Below are 21,157 nucleotides of genomic sequence, written 5' to 3' on the forward strand. Positions count from 1 at the left end.
CCCGAGGCAACTCGCGGGCAGGGCCGCCGACTTGCGGGCAGCAGGGGCGGCTCGCCGTCAGGGCGGCCGGTGTGCGCGTGGCGAGGCCAATCCGCGCGGAGAGTCGCCGACGTGTGCCCAGCCCGGCGATCTCCCCTACAGCGCCGCCAACTTGCGGAAGTCCCAGGACGCGACCGTGTCCGGCGTCAGCCGGATCCACGCGTGCCGGCCGTCGTACGGCATCGCGTCCAAGCCGAAGTTCTTCTGCGCGAACAGCTTCTCCACCGCGACGAGTTCGGGATTCGGCTCGCCCGTGCGCGGGGACTCGCCCACGAACTCGACGGTCCCGGACAGCTCGACGCCGCGCAGCTCGTCGTAAGCGTGCCCGCCGTCGACGACCACGGCGACGCGCTGGTCGCGGCGCAGGTCGGCCCAGCGCTTGCTGCGGGTGATCGAGTACAGCCAGAGCGAGGTGCCGTCCCAGGCGAACCAGAGCGGGCTGACGTGCGGGGCCCCGTCGGCGGAGACGGTCGCGACGCGGCAGGTCCGCTCGGCGGCGAGGAACCCGTCCAGTTCCTCGGGCGTCATCATGATCTTCCGGCCTCGACGCTGAGTGGCGGTCATGCGATCCCCTTCGGCTACGGCGCGAGCGGCGGGCAGCCGCTTCTGACGGTGCGTCAGGAAACGTAGCCGGATGAGCGCCGCTCGTCTTCCGTACGCACGCGATGCTCGTTACTGTCACCCGCCCCGGCCGCCGACGACAAGGGAGCGCCATGCCGTCGCACGCACAACTCGGTGAGATCCTCGACACGGTGAGCACTGCCCTGCTCACCGTCGAATGTCAACAAGGGGTGGTCGGCCCGGACAGCGCGCTGCCCGAACTCGCCCTCGCCGCAAGGTCGTCGGGCGCGCTCGCCAATGTCGCCCGGCTGGTCGCCGCCGCGCACGAGAGCGGGGTCCAGGTGATCCACGCGCTCGCCGAACGCCGCCCGGACGGCCGGGGCGCCAACCACAACGCCCGCCTGTTCCGCGCCGCCGAACGCCTGCCCGTCCAGCAGCTCTCGGGCACCGCGGCGGTCCGCGTGGCACCCCCGATCGAGGTCGCCGAGGAGGACTTCGTCGTACGACGGCTGCACGGTCTGTCACCGATCCAGGGCACCGAAGTCGACGCGCTGCTACGGAACTTGGGCTGCCGCACACTGATCGTCACCGGGGTCTCGGCCAATGTGGCGATCCCCAACGCGGTGTTCGACGCAGTCAACCGCGGCTACACCGTCGTCGTACCGAAGGACGCCATCGCGGGGGTGCCCTCGGAGTACACCCCCGCGATGGTCCGCAACACCCTCGCATTGGTCGCTACGGTCGCGACCACGGACGAGGTGCTGGGCTGTCTGAAACGACCGCGCAGGGCCGATCGACGCTGACCGTCACGCCAGCGTGATGGAGTCCCCGGTCACGGTGATCTGCTCGGCGGGCAGCGCCTGGGTCGCGGGACCCTGCTTCACGCTGCCGTCGGTGATGGAGAACTCGCTCTTGTGGCACGGGCAGCCGATGACGCCGTTGGTGATCGTGGTCACGGCGCAGCCCTGGTGGGTGCACTTCGACGAGAACGCCTTGTAGGTGCCCGCCGTCGGCTGGGTGACCACCACGCCCTGGCTGGCGAAGATCTTGCCGCCGCCCTCGGGGATGTCGGTGGTCTTCGCCAGTTCGGTGCCGCCGGCGTCGCCCTGGGCCGTGGACGCGCCGGCGGTGGTGGTGGAGCCCGAGGTGTCCGAGGAGTCCGACGAGGAGTCGTCGCTCGACGAGCACGCGGTCAGCGCGACGGCGAGTCCCGCCGCGCCGACCGCCGCCAACGCGGTGCGACGGGAGGGCGTCGTAACGGGTTCGATCGAATCGCTGGTCATGCTGACGTTCCTTCCAGAAGAAAGCATTTGTGGGTCTGCAAAGGGGTACGGGATACGGATGACCGTCGTTCAGACGGTGTCGAGAGCTTGGCCTTATCGAGATCAGGCAGGCGTAAAACCTCGCTGTCGTTTCGCTGTCGGCCCTGCATAAGGCCTGAACACGCGCCCGGTGAAGACGCGAGTGAACCTCCTTGGTGCACGCGTGTACCACGACGGCCCTGGCCGGCCCCCAGGGCACGAAGGCACCCCAGCCGGACGCCCTCGGCGCGGACACCGACGTGGTCACCCTGACCATCGGCGGCACCGACCGGCCGGCGAGCGCTGGATCGAGCCCCTGGTCGCCGCGGCCCCGACCGCGCCCGCCCACCCCAACGCCCAGGGCCGGCAGGCCATGGCCGCCACCGTGGAGCGAGCCCTCCGCTGCGGCGCGCACCGCCGATGACCTGAGCGGGGAAGAAGGTGGTGTCGGCTGTCCCGGCCCTGGTGAGAGCGGGCGCCTCCCACTCCTCATAGAATGCCGACTCCGTGCCAAAGGCGCGTCCGAAGCGGTTGTGGACGGCAAGGCCAGGGAGTCTCGGAAGTGCTCAAGGAAGTCATCGCGACCCGCTACATCACGCCTCTGCGGGAGGGCGGCTCGCTGCCGGGGCTCGTCGAGGGCGACGACTTCGCGCCGTACGTCATGAAGTTCAGCGGCGCCGGGCAGGGCCGCAAGACGCTCGTCGCCGAGGTCGTCGTGGGGGAGCTGGCCCGGCGGCTGGGCTTCCGGGTGCCGCGGCTGGTGACGCTCGACCTCGACCCGGTGCTCGGGCTCGGCGAACCCGACCAGCAGGTACAGGAGTTGCTGAGGTCCAGCGGCGGCGCCAACCTCGGCATGGACTTCCTCTCCGGCGCGCTCGGCTTCGACCCGCTGGCCTTCACGGTGAGCGCCGAGGAGGCGGGCCGTATCGTCTGGTTCGACGCGCTCGTCAACAACGTCGACCGGTCCTGGCGCAACCCCAACCTGCTGATGTGTCACGGCGACCTGTGGCTCATCGACCACGGCGCCACCATGATCTGGCACCACAACTGGCCCGGAGCGGAGGCATCGGCGGCCCGTCCCTACGACGCCGCCGACCACGCCCTCGCCCGCTTCGCGCCCGACCTCGCGGCCGCCGCCGGGGACCTCGCACCGCAGGTCACCGACGCCCTCCTCGCCGAGGTCACCGCCGAGATCCCCGACGCCTGGCTGACCGGCGAACCCGGCTTCGACACCCCGGACCTCCTCCGTGAGGCGTACGCGGCACCCCTCCTCGCGCGCGTGCCCTTCATCCACGAGCGCATCAAGGGACTCCAGTGACCGAGCGCCACATCATCCGGCCCAGCGAGGCCAACGAACGGGACGTCTTCGAGTACGCCCTGCTGCGCGTCGTACCGCGGGTGGAACGCGGCGAGTGCATCAACGCCGGAGTCCTCGTCTACTGCCGAGCCCGGTCCTACGTCGGCGCCCGCACCCATCTGGACGAGGCGAGACTGCTCGCCCTCGACCCGGAGGCCGATGTGGCCGGGATCCGGGCCGCGCTCGGTGCCGTGGAAGGGGTGTGCGCGGGCGGTGACGCGGCCGGTCAGGCGGCGCTGGACGACGCCGGGCGGCGGTTCCGCTGGCTGATCGCGCCCCGGTCCACCGTCGTGCAGCCCGGGCCCGTGCACACCGGTCTCACCGTCGATCCGGCGGCCGAGACGGAGCGCCTGCTCGACCTGCTGGTGAGGTAATGAATCACACCCGGCTCATGTGGCGTTGACACCGAGTGCCAGGGCTTCTAGCGTCACGTCTGCCGAAGGTACTAAGCGGTCGCTCACCGGCGGGCCGCAGATTTCCAGGGCGAGAGATTCTCAAGGGCGAGGAGAGCCAGCAATGTCCACCACTGAGCAGCGGGTCGCGATTGTCACCGGCGGGGCGCGGGGCATCGGCGCCGCCACCGCCGTACGCCTCGCGGCCGAGGGCCGTGCGGTCGCCGTGATCGACCTCGACGAGGCCGCCTGCAAGGACACCGTGGAGAAGATCACCGCGGCCGGCGGCAAGGCCCTCGCGGTCGGCGCTGACGTCTCCGACGAGACGCAGGTCGAGGCCGCCGTCGCACGGATCGTCGCGGAGCTGGGCGCGCCGACGATCCTCGTCAACAACGCGGGCGTGCTCCGCGACAACCTGCTCTTCAAGATGAGCGTCTCCGACTGGGACACCGTCCTGAACGTGCACCTGCGCGGCTCGTTCCTGATGACCAAGGCCGTCCAGAAGCACATGGTCGACGCGGGCTTCGGCCGGATCGTCAACCTCTCCTCGTCCTCCGCCCTCGGCAACCGCGGCCAGGCCAACTACTCCGCCGCCAAGGCCGGCCTCCAGGGCTTCACCAAGACCCTCGCCATCGAGCTCGGCAAGTTCGGCATCACGGCCAACGCCGTCGCCCCCGGCTTCATCGCCACCGACATGACCGCCGCGACCGCCGCCCGCGTCGGCATGGGCTTCGAGGACTTCAAGGCCGCCGCCGCCACCCAGATCCCGGTGCAGCGCGTCGGCGAGCCCGACGACATCGCCAACGCCGTCGCCTTCTTCACGAACGAGGCGGCCGGCTTCGTCTCCGGCCAGGTCCTGTACGTCGCCGGCGGACCGCTCAACTAGGGAACACGGGAACACGCGAAATGACTGAACTGCCTGAACTCTCCGGCAAGGTCGCCATCATCACCGGCGCCAGCCGCGGCATCGGCTACGGCGTCGCCGAGGCGCTGCTCGCCCGCGGCGACCGGGTCTGCATCACCGGCCGCAACGAGGACGCCCTCAAGGAGGCCGTCGAGACGCTCGGCGCCGACCGCGTCATCGGCGTGGCCGGCAAGGCCCACGACGAGGCCCACCAGGCCGCCGTCGTCGAGCGCACGATGGAGGCCTTCGGCCGCGTCGACCACCTGGTCAACAACGCCGGCACGAACCCGGTGTTCGGCCCGATCGCCGACCTCGACCTGAACGTCGCCCGCAAGGTCTTCGAGACCAACGTCATCTCCGCGCTCGGCTTCGCCCAGAAGACCTGGCACGCCTGGCAGAAGGACAACGGCGGCGCCATCGTCAACATCGCCTCCCTCGCCGGGATCTCCGCCTCGCCGTTCATCGGCGCGTACGGCGTCAGCAAGGCCGCGATGGTCAACCTGACGCTCCAGCTGGCGCACGAGTTCGCGCCCGGCGTACGGGTCAACTCCATCGCCCCGGCAGTGGTGAAGACCAAGTTCGCCGCCGCCCTGTACGAGGGCCGTGAGGCGGAGGCCGCCGCCTCCTACCCGCTGGCCCGGCTCGGTGTCCCGTCCGACATCGGCGGCGCCGCCGCGTTCCTGACGTCGGACCAGTCCGACTGGATCACCGGCCAGACCCTCGTCGTCGACGGCGGCATCCTCCTGAACGCCGGAGTGGCCTGACCCGACGACCCGGGTGCCGGTTTCTTTGCTGTTCCCTTTACGGAACCGGCGCCCGTGTCGAGGTACGAAAACGCGCACAGCGGACTGACAACGTCGTCATAAAACCGCTGATCAAGCGCCCCGTCCGAACCTTGCTCAACCGGCCGGGGCGCTGCGGTATGGTCTGCCGACCCTTGGTATGGCGGATCGAGGAGCGTGCGCGTGTTCAACCGGAACCGAGGCCTGCGGAGAGCCGCGGCGATGACGTCGATATCCCTGGTGGCCGGATGCGGGGTGTTCTCGGACGGAAATCCGGACGGCGGGGGACCCATCGTCGTCGGCACCACCAGCGCCCCCAGCACGCTCGACCCGGCCGCCTCCTGGGACGGCTCGTGGGAGCTGTTCCGCAACATCTACCAGACGCTCCTCGCCTACCCGACCGGCGCGACCACCCCCGAGCCGGACGCCGCCAAGAGCTGTGGTTTCACGGACCGTTCGAACACGACGTACCGCTGCGAACTGCGCGCGGGCATGAAGTTCGCCGACGGGGACACCCTCGACGCCCAGGCCGTCAAGCACTCCATCGACCGCATCAGACAGATCGACGTCGCCGGCGGACCCGCAGGACTGCTGGGCAGCCTCGACCGCGTCCAGACGACCGGCGAGCGCGAGATCCTCTTCCACCTCAACAAGCCCGACGCCACCTTCCCGTTCGTCCTCGCCACCCCGGCCATGTCGATCGTCGACCCCCACGACTACCCCGCTCACTCCCTGCGCAAGGACGGCAAGGTCTTCGGCTCCGGGCCGTACACCCTGAAGTCGTACGACGACGGCAAGGAGGCCCAACTCGTCCGCAACGACCGCTACAAGGGCTTCGCCAAGCGCGAGAACAGCGCGGTGACGATCCGCTACTTCCAGGACTCCGGCGCCATGGTGAAAGCGCTGCGGGACAAGAAGATCGACGTCACCTACCGAGGCCTCGCCGCCGACGACATCGTCACCCTCCAGGGCAGCCCCTCCAAGGACCTGCAACTGGTCGACGGCGCCGGCACCGACATCAACTACCTGGTGTTCAATCCAAAGGACCAGTGGGCCAAGAACCCGGCCGTCCGCAAGGCCGTCGCCCAGGTCGTCGACCGCGGGGCGATCACCCACAAGATCTACCGCGACACCGTGGACCCCCTCTACTCCATGGTCCCGAAGGGCCTCACCGGCCACACCACCGCCTTCTTCGACGACTTCGGGGACCCCAGCGTCCCCAAGGCACGGACAATCCTCACCCGCGCGGGCATCACCGAACGCGTCCCGCTCACCCTCTGGTACACCAGCGACCGCTACGGCTCCGAGACCGCCCTGGAGTTCAAGGAACTCAAGCGGCAGCTCGACGCCTCGGGGCTCTTCACCATCACCCTGAAGAGCCGCCCCTGGAAGACGTATGTGACGGGCTACCAGAAGGGCGAGTACCCGGTGTTCGGGCGCGGCTGGTTCCCGGACTTCCCCGACGCCGAGAACTTCATCGCGCCCTTCGTGGGGCAGCAGAACGCGCTCGGCACGCCCTACCCCTCGCCGAAGATCACCGACGTACTGCTGCCCGAGTCCCGCAAGGAGACCGACCGGGCCGACGTGGTCAAGGAGTTCGAGGAGGCCCAGCAGATCCTGGTGGACGACACCCGGCTGCTGCCGCTGTGGCAGGGCCGGCAGTACGTGGCCGCCAGCGACGACATCTCCGGCGGGGAACAGGCCCTCGACCCGTCGACGATCATGATGATGTGGCAGCTGTACCGCAAGACGAGCTGGTGAACCGGATCGCGGCACCGGTTGTCAGTGGTCGCCTGTAGGTTCTGGGACATGGAGACGACCGCACCGCGCGGTCGCTCCGCATCGCAGTCGCCGCACACGGTAAGGAAGTTGACGTGACCGACATCTCCATGCTCCCCGAGTCCTGGCGCGGAGTCCTGGGCGACGAGCTTCAGCAGCCCTACTTCAAGGAGCTGACCGAGTTCGTCGAGGAGGAGCGGGCGAAGGGTCCGGTCTACCCTCCGCGCGAGGAGGTCTTCGCCGCCCTGGAGGCGACGCCGTACGACCAGGTGAAGGTGCTGGTCCTCGGTCAGGACCCGTACCACGGCGAGGGCCAGGGACACGGCCTGTGCTTCTCCGTCCGCCCCGGAGTGAAGACCCCGCCCTCCCTGCGGAACATCTACAAGGAGATGAAGGAGGAGCTCGACCTCCCGATCCCGGACAACGGCTATCTGATGCCGTGGGCCCAGCAGGGCGTCCTGCTGCTCAACGCGGTGCTCACGGTCCGCTCAGGCGAGGCCAACTCGCACAAGGGCAAGGGCTGGGAGAAGTTCACCGACGCGGTGATCCGCGCGGTGGCCGACCGCCCCGACCCCGCGGTCTTCGTCCTGTGGGGGAACTACGCGCAGAAGAAGCTCCCCCTCATCGACGAGGAGCGGCACGTGGTGGTCAAGGGCGCGCACCCTTCCCCGCTGTCCGCCAAGAAGTTCTTCGGCTCCCGCCCGTTCACCCAGATCGACGAGGCCGTCGCCAAGCAGGGCCACACGGCGATCGACTGGCGCATCCCGAACCTGGGCTGAGCCCGCCGGGCCGGTCCGGGGCCGCCTGACGGGGATTGTCAGTGGCGCCGGTTAGCGTCGACAGGGACGGCTGACGGTGGCTGACAAGGTGCGGAGGACGCTGTGACGGAGCGACAGGAACAGGCGGCGCCGGACGCCCTGCTGACGCGGATCGGACAGGTCGTCATGCTGCACCACGGCGGCGACCGCGAGGAGGCCAGGGAGCGGCTGCTCGGCCTGTGGACGGAGCTCGGTGAGGACGGCGACCCGCTGCACCGCTGCACGCTGGCCCACTACCTGGCCGACACCCAGGACGACCCGAGCGACGAACTCGCCTGGGATCTCCGGGCGTTGTCGGCGGCGGACGAGCTGACGGACGGGCGGGATACGGGGGACACCGGCCAGGAGGGGGCGGGCGCGGTGCGCGGCTTCTACCCCTCCCTGCATCTCAACCTCGCCGCCGACTACATCAAGCTCGACCGCCCGGACGCCGCCCGCACCCACCTCCGCCGCGCCCGCGCCGCCTCCACGGTCCTCGCCGACGACGGCTACGGCAACGGGGTGCGGGCCGCGATCGGCCGACTGGAGCTGCGGCTCGACACAGAGGGCGGTGCGGCCGGGGAAGGGAACTGGGGGCCGCCGAGACAGCGGCCCTAGAGCCCGGCCGACCTGCTCCCGGCCGTCTCATCGCCCTTACGCCTCAACGCCCGTACGTCTTGCCGCAGATGATCGACTGCGGGCTGTCCGACTTCCAGCCGCCGTACTTCCTGCCCAGGGCGCACACGTCCGACTGGCTCTTGGGCACCGACCTGACCACGTCCGGGATGTCCGCGCCCGGCTGCCGGGGGTGCTGCGGCTTCGGATGAGGGTGGGGGCGCGGATGCGGGTGCGCGCGGGGGACCGGTACCGGTGCCTGTGCCGCCCGCGGGGGCGCAGCCGGTGCGCGGTGCGGCGGATGCGTGGCCGGTTTCGGACGGTGCGAGGGGTCGATGAGTTCGAGCGCCTCCCGGGCCGGGGCCTGTACGACCTGTGGCTCCGCGCTGCCGTCCGGGCGCGGCACCGACGCTTGGGACGGTGCGGCCGGGGGAGCGGGAGCCGGTGGCCGCTGGACGGTCACACAGCCGGACAGGGCCGAGACAGCCACGGTGACCAGGAGCGTTGCGGTGGTCGTCGTTCGATGCACCCGCGCAACTCTGCTGGTTCCGGCCCGGTTTGGGGCGGCGGACGGGCGGATGATGCCCCACACGGGTGATCTCCGCCCCCTTACGGACGGCCCGGGCCCGCCCCGGGTGACGACGTGACGTCAGTCGCCGGTGCTGCCGTCGATCCGCTCCCGGAGCAGATCGGCGTGGCCGTTGTGGCGCGCGTACTCCTCGATCATGTGGGTGTGGATCCAGCGCAGGTTGAAGCGCTCGCCGGTGCGCCGGTGTTTGCCCAGGGAGAGGTCGTCCAGGGTGAACCGGGCCGCGATCACGTTCGCCGCCTCGATCTCGGCCCGCCAGGTCGCGTGGGCCTCCGCCCAGGTGTCCGTCCCGGCGGTGTGGAAATCGCCGTCCGGGTCCTCTTCGGTGAAGTAGATCGGGTCCGCCTGCTCGTCCGCCATGACCTTGCGGTACCAGCCCCGCTCCACCTCCGCCATGTGCCGCACCAGCCCCATGAGCGACAGCTCGGACGGCTCCACGGCGGTGGTCCTCAACTGTTCGTCGGTCAGGCCCTCGCACTTCAGGGCCAAGGTCTCGCGGTGGTAGTTGAGCCAGCCGTCCAGCATGGTGCGTTCGTCGGCGGTGGTCGAAGGTTCACTGCGCTCGATCGTCATGCCCGCATCCTCGCGCGCCCGGTCCGCCCGCACCACCGGATATCGCCCCGCCGTATGCTTCCGGGAACGTACCGCTGGGCGAGTGCCAGGGAGGCTCCGTGAAGGTCGGCTGCATCGGACTCGGTGACATCGCGCAGAAGGCCTACCTGCCGGTACTCGGCGCCCTGCCCGGCGTCGAACTGCATCTTCAGACCCGCACCCCCGCCACCCTCACCCGCGTCGCCGACGCCCTCCACCTGTCGGCGGACCGGCGCCACACGGACCTCGACGCGCTCCTCGCGCAGGACCTCGACGCCGCGTTCGTGCACGCGCCCACCACCGCGCACCCCGAGATCGTCACCACACTGCTGGCGGCGGGCGTACCGACGTACGTCGACAAGCCCCTCGCCTACCAACTCGCCGACTCCGAGCGGCTGGTGCGGCTCGCGGAGGAGCGGAACGTGTCGCTCGCGGTCGGCTTCAACCGCCGCTACGCCCCCGGGTACGCGCAGTGCGCCGACCATCCGCGCGAGCTGATCCTCATGCAGAAGAACCGCATCGGGCTCCCGGAGGAGCCGCGCGCGATGATCCTGGACGACTTCATCCACATCGTGGACACCCTGCGGTTCCTGGTGCCCGGGCCGGTCGACGACGTGACCGTGCGCGCCCGCACCCGGGACGGACTGCTCCACCACCTCGTGCTCCAGCTCTCCGGCGACGGCTTCACCGCGCTCGGGGTGATGAACCGGCTCAGCGGCTCGGTGGAGGAGATCCTGGAGGTCTCGGGCCAGGACACCAAGCGCCAGGTCGTCAACCTCGCAGAGGTCGTCGACCACAAGGGCCAGCCGACGGTACGGCGCCGCGGGGACTGGGTCCCGGTGGCCCGGCAGCGCGGCATCGAGCAGGCCGTGCTCGCCTTCCTGGACGCTGTACGGGCCGGGAAGGTGCTCAGTGCCCGGGACGCGCTGGCGACTCATGAACTGTGCGAGCGGGTGGTGCGAGCGGTCGCGGAGCGGTCCGCCGCAGCCTGAACGCCGTCGCGCCCTCACCGGCGCACATCGCCGCCAGCACCAGCAGTGCCAGGCCCACCGGCCAGGCGCCGTAGCGGACGTATGGCGTGATGCCGTGCGCGAGCGGGACGTCGTAGACCTGAGTCGTGTCCGAGTCCGTGCCGAGCCAGGGGCCGATGCGTTCGCCGCTCGGGCCGTAGACGGCGGAGACGCCGGTCAGGGTGGCGTGGACCATCGGGCGGCCGGTCTCGGCGGCGCGCAGGGCGCCCAGCGTGGCGTGTTGTTCGGGGGCCCAGCTGCTCTGGAACGAGGACGTCGACGACTGGGCGAGGAGGACGTCGGCGCCGTCCTGGGCGAGATGGCGGCTCATGTCGGGGAACGCGGTCTCGAAGCAGATCAGCGGGCCGATGCGCAGCCCGTGCCCCACGTTCATCACGACCTGCTCGGTGCCGTGCCTGCGGTCGACGCCCGCCGCCTTGCCGACGGAGGTGGCCCAGCCGAGCAGTGAGCGGAACGGGATGTACTCCCCGAAGGGGACCAGCCGCATCTTGTCGTAGCGGTCTCCGGTGAGCCCCTTCGGGCCGACCAGGACCGAACTCTTGTAGATGCCGGGCTTGTCGGAGCGCTCGGCGTCCACGTTGACCAGGATGTCGGCGCCGGTCTCCTTGGAGAGGGCGGCGATACGGCGGGCGAGATCGGGCCGCTTGCCGAGGTCGAAGCCGACGCTGCTCTCGCCCCAGGCGATCAGGTCGACGTGCTGCCCGGCGAGTTGGCGGGTCAGCTGCTCCTCGCGGTCGAAGCGCCGGTCGCCGCTGTCGTCGCCGTCGATGATCCCGGGCTGTACGACGGCGATCCGCACCCGGCCGTCGACGTCGGGGCGCGGCGACCACACCCAGGCCGCCGAGGTCACCGCGGCGGTGGCGACGAGCCCGGCGACGGCCGGCACCCGCACCTCACGGACCGCGACCAGCACGGCGACAGCCACATTGACGGCCACCACCAGGAAGCTCAGCAGCCACACCCCGCCGACCGAGGCGAGCCTCAACGCCGGTTCCACCTGCCACTGGGTGGAGCCGAGCAGACCCCAGGGGCCGCCCAACCCCTGCCAGGACCGCACCAGTTCGACCATCAGCCAGCCCGAGGGCAGGACCAGCAGCGCGGCGGCCCCGCGCCGGGGCGTCGGCACGCCACCGAGGAAGCGGCGCACCAGCCAGCCCCACGGCGCCCACAGCGCGCCCAGCAGCCCCGCGATGACCACGATGAACACGCTCAGGCTCGGCACCAGCCAGCTGTGCACGGCCAGCATGAACCCGAGCCCGCCGCACCAGCCGTCGTAGACCGCCCGCCGCGGGGTCGGTGCCGAGCGGGTCAGCAGGATCCAGGGGACCAGCGCGACGTAGGCGAACCACCACCACGACGGCGCCGGGAACGCGAACACAGGCAGCGCGCCCGCGAGCGCGGCGAGCAGCGAACGCCGCCATGGGGAGGCGAGCCAGTCGCCGAAGGTCTTCATACGGCACCTCCCTACCCGCTGATCGCTCCAGTGTGTGCGCCCCGGACGATCTCGCACAGAGGACGTCGCGCCAGTCACCTCGATCGACCCCATCGACTCAGTTGATCACGGCCTCCGGGCGCCGTTCGGGAAGACGCCGCCACTTCTCCGCCACGACGACCTCGGTCAGCCGCCAGCCGTCGTAGGTGCGCAACAGCCCGAACCGATAGCGCCCGCCGCACACGAAGTCGGGCGCGGTGGAGGTGTCGTCGGCGTCCTCCTTGGCGAAGCGCATCGGATTCACGTAGTCGGCCTGAACGCGCGCGGTGTCGTCGGTGTTCTGGTCCAGGGCGCCGAAACGGATGCGCCGGTTCACGATCAGATGCTGCCGCATCGGGAACAGCCGCATGCTCTCGGCGAGCCACCCGGCGATGTCCTCCGCGTTCCCCTCGATGCCTCCGGCGGACCGGTAGTCGGCCCGTCCGTTCGGCGCGAACAGTTTCCGGTACGCCTCCCAGTCGCCGTCGTCCACGGCCACCGCGTACTCGGTGATCACTTCGTCCACGGCCAGCCGGTCCATCACGATCGCCAGTTCCACACGCTGCGTCATCGGCCAAGTGTTGGTCACTCCGTGTGCCGAGCCAAGGGGTACGGGGGGACAACGTGGGGAACATTCGGTGGTGTTCGGACAGGCGTGCGCTTTCGAGGGCGGGCGCGGTCGGCTTCTCCCTCCTGGGAAAGCCTGGAGGGAAGCCCGGAGGGAGGTACGCGTGAAGCGTCTCGTCACGGTCGTCACCGGAGGCAGCCGGGGCATCGGCGCCGCGACCTGTCTGCGGCTCGCCGAGGACGGGCACGACGTGGTCGTGGGATACCTCCGGGACGCGAAGGCGGCCGAGCAAGTGGCGGACAGGGCAAGGCAGTCCGGAGTCCGGGCCGTGTGCGTCGGCGCGGACACGTCCGTGGAGGCGGACGTGGAGCGGCTGTTCACCTCCGCGGAGCGACAACTCGGGCCGGTCACCGGGCTGGTGAACAACGCCGGGGTGACCGGACCCTTCGGCCGGCTCGCGGATATCGACACCGCCGACCTGCGTCAGGTCGTCGAGGTCAACCTGCTGGGCACACTGCTGTGTTCACGCCGCGCCGCGCAGACCATGACGGCCCGGGGCAACGGCGTGATCGTGAACGTCTCGTCGTCCGCCGCCACGCTCGGCAGCCCGGGGGACTACGTCCACTACGCCGCGACGAAGGCCGCTGTCGACACCCTCACCATGGGCCTCGCCAAGGAACTCGGCCCCGACGGCATCCGCGTCAACGCGGTAGCGCCCGGCATCGTCGACACCGAGATCCACGCGAGAATGGGCGATCCCGACCGCGCGCAACGCGTGTCGTCGTCGATTCCGCTGCGCCGCCCCGGACAGCCCGAGGAGATCGCCGCGGCCATCGCCTGGCTGATGTCACCGGACGCGTCGTACACGACGGGCACGGTGCTGCGGGTGTCGGGCGGACGGTGAGGGGGCCGTTGATGGGGTGTGGCAGGCTCCCCGCTCAGGCGGCCTCGATGACCTCGTCGCGTATCGCCGCGGCCCACTCGACCACCAACAGCTCGTATTCCTCCCGCTCCTGGGTGGAGAGCGATCCGCCCGCGCGCAGCCAGAGAGCCCGGATCTGCTCGTTCACCTCGTAAGCAGACCGCACGGAACCAGGGGTCACGGAATCGGGGGACATGCGCAACAGCCTAGGGGCAAGGACTGACACTGCGCTACCGGACGGCTACTCAGACCGTATGGGGTTGGTCACGGGTGCGGCGCGGGCGTTCAGTCGACCCAGGTGACGACGCACTGCGCGTGGCGCGCGGCGGCTCGGTAGAACTCCCGCATGGCGACGAAGTGTTCGGTCAGGTGGCCCCGCACGTCGCCGCCGAACCCGGCACCGAACCCGCAGGCGGGGGCTGCCTCAGGTGATCGCGCAGCTCGCCCGCGCCGTCACGGGCCCCGACGGGGATGCGGAAATTCCTGAACCACGAGAAGATCTACGACGGTTTCGGCGACCCACCCGCCTGCTCACCCCGACCGCCGTCACCGACATCGCCGCCGCGCTGGACCGCATCCGACTCGACAGCCTCCTCTCGGAGTTGCCGACGTCCACCGAAGGCATCCGGCGGGTCCCACTCCGGGGACGCGTCGGACGCGGCGAGCGCCGAAGCGCGGCTGCGGTCGAGGTACTCGGACGTCACGCGGGCGAACTGCCGGGTCAGCTGCACTAGTTGGCGCTCCCTCGCCGCTCGGCCCACACCCGCGACCAGTTCAGCAGCGGCGCCATCGCCGTCACCAGGTCCGTGCCGAGCGGGGTGAGTTGCCAGGCCCCATCGGGCGTCTGTTCCGCGATGTCCGAGTCGCGCAGCTCCGTGAGGCGGGTGGAGAGGACGCTGGAGGACATGGCGTCGCAGTGGCGTTGGAGATCGCGGAAACCGATCGGGGCGGGGTGGCGGTGGAGCTCCCAGATCACGCGGAGCGTCCAGCGGCGCCCCAGGAGGTCGAGCGCTGCCATGACCGGACGCCCGGTGTCCGACCCGCGCACGGGGCGACCAGGCAGCGGGGTCGGTTCCAACGGGGCCTCCTCGTCCGACTCTTGGCGATCTCCCGACTCACTCTTGCGCTTCGATTTCAGAAGCGCAAGAGTCGGTGGACATGAAACAGCGCATCGACGGAGTCACCCCGCCCTACACCCCCGACACCGACCGCGCCCTGCGTCGCTGGATGCCGCCCGGTGCCGCCCGCGAACCCCTCATGCTCTTCAAGGTCCTCGAACGCCACCCCGAACTCGCCTCCCGTATGCGGGCGTTGGGCTCCGGACTCCTTGTCCACGGCCGCCTGGCCGCCGGCGACCGCGAACTCGTGATCGCCCGCGTCTGCGCCCGCGCCGGCTGCGCCTACGAGTGGGGCGTCCACATGGCGGCGTACGCCGAAGCCGCCCAACTCACCCTGGAGCAGGTCACGTTGACCGCGACCGGCACCCCGGACGACCCGGCCTGGTCGCCGCGGCAGTCCGCGCTGCTCCGGGCCGTCGACGAACTCGACGCCGACGCAGGGCTGAGCGACCCCGTCTGGTCGGCCCTGCGGGAGCACCTCGACGAGCCCGAGGCCCTCGAATTCCTCGTACTGGCCGGCTGGTACCGAACGATTGCCTACATCGCCAACGGCGTCGGAATCGCCCCCGAGCCCTGGGCCCTCGCCCTGCCCGGGCGGTAGTTCAGCCCGCCGACTCGGCCGCGTGCGGGCTCAGTACGCCTGCCGTCACCAGCGCGATGATCACGATGCCGAGGGCGATGCGATACCAGACGAACGGCATGAAGCTCTTGTGCGAGATGAACTTCATGAACCAGGCGATGACCGCGTATCCGACCGCGAACGCGATCACCGTCGCGAACATCGTCGGCCCCCACGCGATGTGTCCCTCCTCGGCCGCGTCCTTCAACTCGAAGGCGCCCGAGGCCAGTACGGCCGGCATGGCGAGGAGGAAGGAGTAACGGGCCGCCGCCTCACGGGTGTAGCCCATGAACAGGCCGCCGCTGATGGTCGCGCCCGAGCGGGAGACTCCGGGGACCAGCGCCATCGCCTGGCAGAGGCCGTACAGCAGGCCGTCCTTGGCGTTCAGGTCCACCAGCGTCTTGCGCTGCTTGGGTGCCCGGTGCCGGCCGCCCGTCTCGTCGCGGGCCGCGAGGCGGTCGGCGACGCCGATGATGACGCCCACCACGATGAGCATGGTGGCGGTGATCCGCAGATCCCGGAACGGCCCCTCGATCTGGTCCTTGAGCGTGACCCCGAGCACCCCGATCGGGATGGAGCCGACGATCACCAGCCAGCCCATCTGGGCGTCGTGGTCGCGCCGCATCTCCTTGTTCGTGAGCGACCGGAACCACGCGGCGAGAATCCGCCCGACATCCTGGCGGAAGTAGATCAGCACCGCCGCCTCCGTGCCGAGCTGGGTGATCGCGGTGAAGGCCGCGCCCGGGTCCTTCCAGCCGGAGAAGGCCGCCGTCAGCCGGAGATGCGCACTGGACGACACGGGCAGGAACTCGGTCAGCCCCTGGACGAGTCCGAGGACGAGGGATTCAAACCAAGACATGGAGTTACGGCGTCCAAGTGCTGCTCGCGGAAGGGCAAAGGACACACCAAAACGCCGCGCACGGTGATCGAGTGTGTGTGAGGGGCAGCGTAGCGTCCCGGTGTGACAGGCCCGACACAGGGGTTTGGCGGGCGGTCCGCCGACTCGGGGTGCGTGGTGTTGACCAGGCGCGGGGGCGGCGCATACGTTGCAGCGGAGGAAAGCGCTTGCTGGACGCGCTCGCTGTCTCCGGAGGAGTGCTGATCACGCCCATGTCCACACCCGCCACCAACGCCGGGGCGTTCCGGCCCTTGCCGCCGCTCACCGGCCGCCGCATCAGGGCAGCCGTGGTCGGCGCCGGTGCCATCGGCCGCGGCTCCCATTTCCCGGCGCTCGCCCGGCTCGCCGAGGAGGGCGAGACCGAGGTGGTCGCGGCCGTTGACATCGATGCCACCGCGGTCGGGTCCTTCTGTGCCGAGGCCGGGATTCCGCACGCCTACACGGACCTGGAGCAGATGCTCCGGGAACAGCGGCCCGATCTCGTCACCATCTGCACCCCGCCCACCCTGCACCGCGCGCAGACCGTCGCCGCGCTGCGGGCCGGCGCCTGGGTCTGGTGCGAGAAGCCGCCGGTTCCCACGCTGGCCGACTTCGACGCCGTGGAGGACGAGGAAGGGAAGGACGGGGGGCCGTACGCCTCGATCGTCTTCCAGCACCGCTTCGGGTCGGGCACCCGGCATGTGCGCCGGCTGCTCGCCGAGCAGGCCATGGGCCGGCCGCTCGTGGCGCACTGCCAGACCACCTGGTACCGCGACACCGCCTACTACGCCGTGCCCTGGCGCGGACGCTGGGCGACCGAGGGCGGCGGTCCCGCCATGGGACACGGCATCCACCAGATGGACCTGCTGCTCGATCTGCTCGGGCCGTGGAGCGAGGTCAAGGCCATGGCCGGGCGGCTGGTCCACGACGTGGAGACCGAGGACGTCTCGACCGCCCTGGTCCGCTTCGCCAACGGCGCGATGGCGACCGTCGTCAACAGCGTCCTGAGCCCTGACGAGGTCAGCCGCATCCGCATCGACTGCGAGCGCGCCACCGTCGAACTCACCCACCTCTACGGCCACAGCAACGACAACTGGCGCATCACCCCCGCCCCGGACGTCTCGGGCGAGGAGGCCGCGGCCTGGCAGAACTTCGGCCCGGACGTGCCGAGTTCGCACCTGGAGCAGCTGCGGGAACTCGTCGTCAGCATGCGGGCCGGAGAGCGGCCCCGCAGCAGCGGCACCGACGGGCGCACCAGCCTGGAGCTGATCACCGCGCTCTACAAGTCGGCGTTCACGGACACGACCGTACGGGCCGGCGAGATCGGCCCCGGCGACCCCTACTACACGGCGCTGCACGGCGGCGCCCCCGGCTGGGCGCCCGTGGCGCGCGAGGAGGTGTCGGCATGACCGGCCTGCGTATCGTCCATGCCCACGGCGACCGCATCACGGTGACCGAGCCGGCCACCGGCGTCGAACTGTTCAGCTACGTCTACCGGCCCGAGGCGGCCTGGGAGGCGCCGAAGCCGTACCTCCACCCGATCCGGACCCTGGCCGGCGACATCGTCACCGACTACCGGCCCAACGACCACCGCTGGCACAAGGGCTTGCAGTTCACCGCCTCGCATCTCTCGGGCCAGAACCTGTGGGGCGGCAACACATACGTTCACGGCGAGGGGTATCTCGAACTCCCGGAGCGGGTCGGGTCGATGGCCCATGTCGCCTTCGACGAGATCGACGCCGACGAGGACGGTCTGGTCATCGCCGAACGGCTCACCTGGCACCCCTACAGCGGCGAGCTCTGGGCCGACGAACAGCGCCGGATCGAGGTGCACGACGTCGACACGGAGTCGGGGTCGTGGGCGCTGACCTGGACGAGTTCCGTGACGAACCGCCGTGACGAGCCCCTGCTGTTCGGCAGCCCCACCTCCCACGGGCGCGAGGCGGCCGGCTACACCGGCCTGTTCTGGCGCGGCCCGCGCGCCTTCCGCGACGGCCGCATCATCGGCCCCGACGGCGAGGGCCCCGAACTGATGGGCTCCCAGGGCCCCTGGCTCGCCGTCTCCGGAGAGCACGACGGCACCGACGGCCACGCGACGATCGTCTTCGCGCACGCCCCCGAGAACGACCACACCGGCGCCCAGGGCACCCACCCCGCCCACTGGTTCGTACGCAACGAGCCGTTCGCCGGGATCGCCCCCTCCTTCGCCTTCTACGACGAGCTGGTGCTCGACCCCGGCGACACGCTCACCCGGCGCTACCGGGTCGTCGTCGCCGACGGAGCATGGGAGCGGGAGGAGATCGCCAAGTATTTGGAGGCGCGGCCGTGGTGAGCGCCGAGCGTTTCGGCGGACTGCCGGGCGGGGTCGCCGTCTCGCATCTCTCCGTCTACGACTGGCCCGCCGAGGCGGACGGTGACAGCAGGGTGTGCGGCGGAACTCCCCATATGCACCTGACCTGTTCGGAGGGGTACGTCGTCACCGGCGGGCGCGGCGCGGTGCAGACGCTCACGACGTCCGGCTACGAGGTGACACCCCTCGCCGCCGGAACGGTCGCCTGGTTCACGCCCGGGACCATCCACCGGCTCGTCAACGAGGGCGAGCTGCGCATCACCGTCCTCATGCAGAACAGCGGGCTGCCCGAGGCGGGCGACGCGGTGCTCACGCTGCCGCCCCAGTACCTCACCGACCCGGAGACGTACGCCGCCGTCACCGTCATCCCGGCCGGCGCGCCCGAGGCGGAACAGGAACGGGTCGCCCGGGCCCGCCGCGACCTCGCCCTGGAGGGCTACGAGGCGCTGCGTTCCGCCCAGGGCCCGGAAGCGCTTGCCGCCTTCCACCGGGCCGCCGCCGCGCTGGTCCGGCCCCGGCTCGCCGAGTGGCGCGAGCGCTGGGAACGGGGTGCGCGGGCCGCCGCCGCGGCCACGGGCGAGCAGCTCGACCGGCTCGGCCGGGGCGACTTCTCCCACCTCGCCGACGCCGCCGTACGGGCCGAACAGCCTTCGGTGTACGGGAAGTTCGGGATGTGCGGGCGGCTGGACGTCTACCCGGGGAACGTCTGAGGCGGAGAGGCCACTACGCCGCCGGGCCCTTCACCGTCCAACCGGGCACCTGCGGGTGGGCTGTCAGGTCCCCGTGGCGGACCGTGCCGCCGCAGGCGGAGCAGGCGACGGTCGCCACCAGTTCGTTGCCGCAGCTGTGCTCCAGCACCATGGGGTGGTTGTCCGCGTGCAGATGGCGGTCGCCCCACTCCTTCAGGGTCCACAGGACGGGCTCCAGTTCGAGACCCGCCTGGGTGGGCCGGTACTCGAAGCGCTGCGGGTGCTCGCTGTACGTCCGCCGGGTGAGGATCCCGGCGTCGACGAGGCGGCGAAGCCGGGTGGCCAGGACGTCGCGCGGGGCACCGATGTTGCGGACCAGCTGGTCGAAGCGGTGATTGCCCAGGCACACCTCCCGCAGGACGAGCAGGGAGTACTTCTCGCCGACGAGCGCGAGGGTGTCGGCGATCGAGCAAGGGCGCGGGTCTTTGGGGGCGGGCTTGCCTTGGGGAGCGGCCATGGCGTCCAGTCTAAGGGCGATTCCAGAGTGGGTTTGATTTTCCAACTTACAGGGCTATGGTGAGTTTGGATTTCCTACTCACTGGTAGTTCCCGCTGGTCATCCTGGAGGCCCGCATCATGCGTGACGCAGTGATCGTCGAAGCCGTACGCACCCCCGTGGGCAAGGGCAAGCCGAACGGCTCCCTCGCCCAGGTCCACCCCGTCGAACTCCTCTCGCACACCCTGCGCACCCTCGTCGAACGCACCGGGATCGACCCGGCCCTCATCGACGACGTCATCGGCGGCACGGTCACCCAGGTCGGTGAGCAGTCCGTCAACATCACCCGGCAGGCCGTGCTGTCGGCGGGCTTCCCCGAGTCGGTGCCCGCGACCACGGTGGACCGCCAGTGCGGTTCCTCCCAGCAGGCCGTGCACTTCGCGGCGCAGGGCGTGCTCTCCGGGGCGTACGACATGGTCGTGGCCTGCGGAGTGGAGTCCATGGGGCGGGTGCCGATGGGATCGGCCGTGCTGCCCGGCACGGACCCCTTCGGCCCCGGAGTCGCCGCACGCTACCCGGAAGGCCTTGTCCCGCAGGGCATCAGCGCTGAACTCATCGCCGCCAAGTGGTCGATGACCCGGGACCAGCTGGACGACTTCGCGCTCTCCTCGCACCTCAAGGCGGCCGCCGCCTGGGACGCGGGCCTCTTCGACGCCCAGGTGACACCCCTGGCGGGCGCCACGCGCGACGAGTGCGTGCGGCCCGGCAGCACCGCCGAGGTCCTGGGCGGCCTCAAGTCCGCCTTCTACGACCCGAGTTGGGCCGAGCGGTTCCCGGGGATCGAGTGGAACATCACCGCGGGCAACTCCAGCCCGATCAACGACGGCGCCTCCGCCGTTCTGATCACCTCCAGCGAGACCGCGGCCCGGCTCGGGCTGCGTCCGCTCGCCCGGCTGCACAGCTTCGCCGTGACCGGCTCCGACCCGCTGCTCATGCTCACCGGTGTCATACCGGCCACCGAGAAGGTGCTGCGCAGGGCCTCGCTCACCCTCGACGACATCGACCTGTTCGAGGTCAACGAGGCGTTCTCCAGTGTCGTTCTGGCCTGGCAGCAGGAGACGGGCGCCGATCTCGCCAAGGTCAACGTGCACGGCGGGGCCATCGCGATCGGCCATCCGCTCGGGGCCAGCGGCACCCGGCTGACGACCACGCTCGTGCACGCGATGCGGGACCGGGGAGCGCGCTACGGACTCCAGACGATGTGCGAGGCCGGGGGCCTCGCCAACGCGATGATCGTCGAGGCCGTCTGA

Annotated in this window: 26 protein-coding genes; 16 read left to right on the plus strand and 10 right to left on the minus strand. The window is 70.6% G+C overall.

The window, feature by feature from the left end:
* Positions 1 to 135: 135 nt before the first annotated feature.
* Positions 136 to 603: a pyridoxamine 5'-phosphate oxidase family protein gene (locus ACQHII_RS39905; protein ID WP_427923806.1), complete on the minus strand. Its 468-nt coding sequence runs from the start codon at positions 601 to 603 to the stop codon at positions 136 to 138.
* A 149-nt stretch (positions 604 to 752) separates the two neighbouring features.
* Between ACQHII_RS39905 and ACQHII_RS39910 the strand changes: the two genes are divergently transcribed.
* A complete protein-coding gene (locus ACQHII_RS39910; RefSeq protein ID WP_427923807.1) occupies positions 753 to 1,403 on the plus strand; it encodes a cysteine hydrolase in 651 nt (216 codons plus the stop codon).
* Between the two features lie 3 nt (positions 1,404 to 1,406).
* On the opposite strand, the gene ACQHII_RS39915 is transcribed toward ACQHII_RS39910, so the two are convergent.
* Positions 1,407 to 1,883, minus strand: a complete 477-nt coding sequence (locus tag ACQHII_RS39915) for a Rieske (2Fe-2S) protein (RefSeq protein ID WP_427923808.1) — start codon at positions 1,881 to 1,883, stop codon at positions 1,407 to 1,409.
* A gap of 580 nt (positions 1,884 to 2,463) precedes the next feature.
* Here ACQHII_RS39915 and ACQHII_RS39920 point away from each other — a divergent pair.
* From ACQHII_RS39920 to ACQHII_RS39950, 7 genes are all read left to right on the plus strand, one after another.
* On the plus strand, positions 2,464 to 3,219 hold the full coding sequence (locus tag ACQHII_RS39920; RefSeq protein ID WP_427923809.1) for a HipA family kinase: 756 nt from the start codon (positions 2,464 to 2,466) through the stop codon (positions 3,217 to 3,219).
* Positions 3,216 to 3,632, plus strand: coding sequence for a DUF3037 domain-containing protein (locus ACQHII_RS39925; protein ID WP_427923810.1), 417 nt, complete (start codon positions 3,216 to 3,218; stop codon positions 3,630 to 3,632). Before ACQHII_RS39920 ends, ACQHII_RS39925 begins: the two co-directional genes overlap by 4 nt.
* A 142-nt stretch (positions 3,633 to 3,774) precedes the next feature.
* On the plus strand, positions 3,775 to 4,536 hold the full coding sequence (fabG, locus tag ACQHII_RS39930) for a 3-oxoacyl-ACP reductase FabG (RefSeq protein ID WP_427923811.1): 762 nt from the start codon (positions 3,775 to 3,777) through the stop codon (positions 4,534 to 4,536).
* A 20-nt stretch (positions 4,537 to 4,556) separates the two neighbouring features.
* Positions 4,557 to 5,318, plus strand: coding sequence for an SDR family oxidoreductase (locus ACQHII_RS39935; RefSeq protein ID WP_427923812.1), 762 nt, complete (start codon positions 4,557 to 4,559; stop codon positions 5,316 to 5,318).
* Positions 5,319 to 5,519: 201 nt separating this feature from the next.
* Positions 5,520 to 7,097 (plus strand): ABC transporter substrate-binding protein, encoded by a 1,578-nt coding sequence (locus ACQHII_RS39940; RefSeq protein ID WP_427923813.1) that lies wholly within the window; start codon positions 5,520 to 5,522, stop codon positions 7,095 to 7,097.
* A 113-nt stretch (positions 7,098 to 7,210) separates the two neighbouring features.
* A complete protein-coding gene (ung, locus tag ACQHII_RS39945; protein ID WP_019071064.1) occupies positions 7,211 to 7,894 on the plus strand; it encodes a uracil-DNA glycosylase in 684 nt (227 codons plus the stop codon).
* Positions 7,895 to 7,996: 102 nt separating this feature from the next.
* On the plus strand, positions 7,997 to 8,530 hold the full coding sequence (locus tag ACQHII_RS39950; RefSeq protein WP_427923814.1) for a hypothetical protein: 534 nt from the start codon (positions 7,997 to 7,999) through the stop codon (positions 8,528 to 8,530).
* A 43-nt stretch (positions 8,531 to 8,573) separates the two neighbouring features.
* Here the strand turns inward: ACQHII_RS39950 and ACQHII_RS39955 are convergent, their stop codons facing one another.
* Entirely contained in the window at positions 8,574 to 9,056 is a 483-nt protein-coding gene (locus ACQHII_RS39955) for a hypothetical protein (protein WP_427923815.1), read from the minus strand.
* Positions 9,057 to 9,176: 120 nt separating this feature from the next.
* Positions 9,177 to 9,689: a DinB family protein gene (locus ACQHII_RS39960; protein WP_427923816.1), complete on the minus strand. Its 513-nt coding sequence runs from the start codon at positions 9,687 to 9,689 to the stop codon at positions 9,177 to 9,179.
* Positions 9,690 to 9,787: 98 nt separating this feature from the next.
* Here ACQHII_RS39960 and ACQHII_RS39965 point away from each other — a divergent pair, with 98 nt between their 5' ends.
* Positions 9,788 to 10,699, plus strand: a complete 912-nt coding sequence (locus tag ACQHII_RS39965) for a Gfo/Idh/MocA family protein (RefSeq protein ID WP_427923817.1) — start codon at positions 9,788 to 9,790, stop codon at positions 10,697 to 10,699.
* On the opposite strand, the gene lnt is transcribed toward ACQHII_RS39965, so the two are convergent.
* Positions 10,617 to 12,191: an apolipoprotein N-acyltransferase gene (lnt, locus tag ACQHII_RS39970; RefSeq protein ID WP_427923818.1), complete on the minus strand. Its 1,575-nt coding sequence runs from the start codon at positions 12,189 to 12,191 to the stop codon at positions 10,617 to 10,619. The genes ACQHII_RS39965 and lnt overlap by 83 nt on opposite strands.
* A gap of 97 nt (positions 12,192 to 12,288) precedes the next feature.
* Complete coding sequence (locus tag ACQHII_RS39975) at positions 12,289 to 12,780, minus strand: nuclear transport factor 2 family protein (protein ID WP_427923819.1); 492 nt, start codon at positions 12,778 to 12,780, stop codon at positions 12,289 to 12,291.
* Positions 12,781 to 12,940: 160 nt separating this feature from the next.
* On the opposite strand from ACQHII_RS39975, the gene ACQHII_RS39980 reads away from it, so the two are divergent.
* Positions 12,941 to 13,681, plus strand: coding sequence for an SDR family NAD(P)-dependent oxidoreductase (locus tag ACQHII_RS39980; RefSeq protein ID WP_427923820.1), 741 nt, complete (start codon positions 12,941 to 12,943; stop codon positions 13,679 to 13,681).
* A gap of 34 nt (positions 13,682 to 13,715) precedes the next feature.
* On the opposite strand, the gene ACQHII_RS39985 is transcribed toward ACQHII_RS39980, so the two are convergent.
* Positions 13,716 to 13,895, minus strand: a complete 180-nt coding sequence (locus ACQHII_RS39985) for a hypothetical protein (RefSeq protein WP_026178900.1) — start codon at positions 13,893 to 13,895, stop codon at positions 13,716 to 13,718.
* Positions 13,896 to 14,127: 232 nt separating this feature from the next.
* Here ACQHII_RS39985 and ACQHII_RS39990 point away from each other — a divergent pair, with 232 nt between their 5' ends.
* Positions 14,128 to 14,433, plus strand: coding sequence for a hypothetical protein (locus ACQHII_RS39990; RefSeq protein WP_427923821.1), 306 nt, complete (start codon positions 14,128 to 14,130; stop codon positions 14,431 to 14,433).
* On the opposite strand, the gene ACQHII_RS39995 is transcribed toward ACQHII_RS39990, so the two are convergent.
* A complete protein-coding gene (locus tag ACQHII_RS39995) occupies positions 14,430 to 14,717 on the minus strand; it encodes a winged helix-turn-helix transcriptional regulator (protein ID WP_427923822.1) in 288 nt (95 codons plus the stop codon). The genes ACQHII_RS39990 and ACQHII_RS39995 overlap by 4 nt on opposite strands.
* 140 nt (positions 14,718 to 14,857) lie before the next feature.
* Here ACQHII_RS39995 and ACQHII_RS40000 point away from each other — a divergent pair, with 140 nt between their 5' ends.
* The gene (locus ACQHII_RS40000; protein ID WP_427923823.1) at positions 14,858 to 15,418 is read left to right on the plus strand and encodes a carboxymuconolactone decarboxylase family protein; all 561 of its coding nucleotides are present in this window, start codon (positions 14,858 to 14,860) and stop codon (positions 15,416 to 15,418) included.
* A gap of 1 nt (position 15,419) precedes the next feature.
* On the opposite strand, the gene ACQHII_RS40005 is transcribed toward ACQHII_RS40000, so the two are convergent.
* Entirely contained in the window at positions 15,420 to 16,295 is an 876-nt protein-coding gene (locus tag ACQHII_RS40005) for an undecaprenyl-diphosphate phosphatase (protein ID WP_427923824.1), read from the minus strand.
* Between the two features lie 251 nt (positions 16,296 to 16,546).
* Between ACQHII_RS40005 and ACQHII_RS40010 the strand changes: the two genes are divergently transcribed.
* Genes ACQHII_RS40010 through ACQHII_RS40020 form a run of 3 tightly spaced genes read left to right on the plus strand, consistent with a single transcriptional unit; the run spans position 16,547 to position 19,373 of the window.
* A complete protein-coding gene (locus tag ACQHII_RS40010; protein WP_427923825.1) occupies positions 16,547 to 17,722 on the plus strand; it encodes a Gfo/Idh/MocA family protein in 1,176 nt (391 codons plus the stop codon).
* The gene (locus ACQHII_RS40015) at positions 17,719 to 18,645 is read left to right on the plus strand and encodes a PmoA family protein (protein ID WP_427923826.1); all 927 of its coding nucleotides are present in this window, start codon (positions 17,719 to 17,721) and stop codon (positions 18,643 to 18,645) included. Before ACQHII_RS40010 ends, ACQHII_RS40015 begins: the two co-directional genes overlap by 4 nt.
* Positions 18,597 to 19,373 (plus strand): cupin domain-containing protein, encoded by a 777-nt coding sequence (locus ACQHII_RS40020; protein WP_427923827.1) that lies wholly within the window; start codon positions 18,597 to 18,599, stop codon positions 19,371 to 19,373. The genes ACQHII_RS40015 and ACQHII_RS40020 overlap by 49 nt, the downstream gene beginning before the upstream one ends.
* 13 nt (positions 19,374 to 19,386) lie before the next feature.
* Here ACQHII_RS40020 and ACQHII_RS40025 read toward each other — a convergent pair whose 3' ends face one another.
* Complete coding sequence (locus ACQHII_RS40025; protein WP_427923828.1) at positions 19,387 to 19,869, minus strand: winged helix-turn-helix transcriptional regulator; 483 nt, start codon at positions 19,867 to 19,869, stop codon at positions 19,387 to 19,389.
* Positions 19,870 to 19,987: 118 nt separating this feature from the next.
* On the opposite strand from ACQHII_RS40025, the gene ACQHII_RS40030 reads away from it, so the two are divergent.
* On the plus strand, positions 19,988 to 21,157 hold the full coding sequence (locus ACQHII_RS40030; RefSeq protein ID WP_427923829.1) for a thiolase family protein: 1,170 nt from the start codon (positions 19,988 to 19,990) through the stop codon (positions 21,155 to 21,157).

This window comes from Streptomyces sp. cg40 (genome assembly GCF_050320165.1).
In the GTDB taxonomy this organism is placed as follows: domain Bacteria; phylum Actinomycetota; class Actinomycetes; order Streptomycetales; family Streptomycetaceae; genus Streptomyces; species Streptomyces hokutonensis.

Bases quoted from the DNA above. Each gene is read 5' to 3' on its own strand.
- ACQHII_RS40015 (WP_427923826.1), top strand. From the start codon at position 17,719: ATGACCGGCCTGCGTATCGTCCATGCCCACGGCGACCGCATCACGGTG.
- fabG (WP_427923811.1), top strand. From the start codon at position 3,775: ATGTCCACCACTGAGCAGCGGGTCGCGATTGTCACCGGCGGGGCGCGG.
- ACQHII_RS39960 (WP_427923816.1), bottom strand. From the start codon at position 9,689: ATGACGATCGAGCGCAGTGAACCTTCGACCACCGCCGACGAACGCACC.
- ACQHII_RS40005 (WP_427923824.1), bottom strand. From the start codon at position 16,295: ATGTCTTGGTTTGAATCCCTCGTCCTCGGACTCGTCCAGGGGCTGACC.
- ACQHII_RS40020 (WP_427923827.1), top strand. From the start codon at position 18,597: ATGGGAGCGGGAGGAGATCGCCAAGTATTTGGAGGCGCGGCCGTGGTG.
- ACQHII_RS39915 (WP_427923808.1), bottom strand. From the start codon at position 1,883: ATGACCAGCGATTCGATCGAACCCGTTACGACGCCCTCCCGTCGCACC.
- ACQHII_RS39910 (WP_427923807.1), top strand. From the start codon at position 753: ATGCCGTCGCACGCACAACTCGGTGAGATCCTCGACACGGTGAGCACT.
- ACQHII_RS40025 (WP_427923828.1), bottom strand. From the start codon at position 19,869: ATGGCCGCTCCCCAAGGCAAGCCCGCCCCCAAAGACCCGCGCCCTTGC.
- ACQHII_RS40010 (WP_427923825.1), top strand. From the start codon at position 16,547: ATGTCCACACCCGCCACCAACGCCGGGGCGTTCCGGCCCTTGCCGCCG.
- ACQHII_RS39985 (WP_026178900.1), bottom strand. From the start codon at position 13,895: ATGTCCCCCGATTCCGTGACCCCTGGTTCCGTGCGGTCTGCTTACGAG.
- ACQHII_RS39975 (WP_427923819.1), bottom strand. From the start codon at position 12,780: ATGACGCAGCGTGTGGAACTGGCGATCGTGATGGACCGGCTGGCCGTG.
- ACQHII_RS40000 (WP_427923823.1), top strand. From the start codon at position 14,858: ATGAAACAGCGCATCGACGGAGTCACCCCGCCCTACACCCCCGACACC.
- ACQHII_RS39935 (WP_427923812.1), top strand. From the start codon at position 4,557: ATGACTGAACTGCCTGAACTCTCCGGCAAGGTCGCCATCATCACCGGC.
- ACQHII_RS39995 (WP_427923822.1), bottom strand. From the start codon at position 14,717: ATGGCAGCGCTCGACCTCCTGGGGCGCCGCTGGACGCTCCGCGTGATC.
- ACQHII_RS39905 (WP_427923806.1), bottom strand. From the start codon at position 603: ATGACCGCCACTCAGCGTCGAGGCCGGAAGATCATGATGACGCCCGAG.
- lnt (WP_427923818.1), bottom strand. From the start codon at position 12,191: ATGAAGACCTTCGGCGACTGGCTCGCCTCCCCATGGCGGCGTTCGCTG.
- ACQHII_RS40030 (WP_427923829.1), top strand. From the start codon at position 19,988: ATGCGTGACGCAGTGATCGTCGAAGCCGTACGCACCCCCGTGGGCAAG.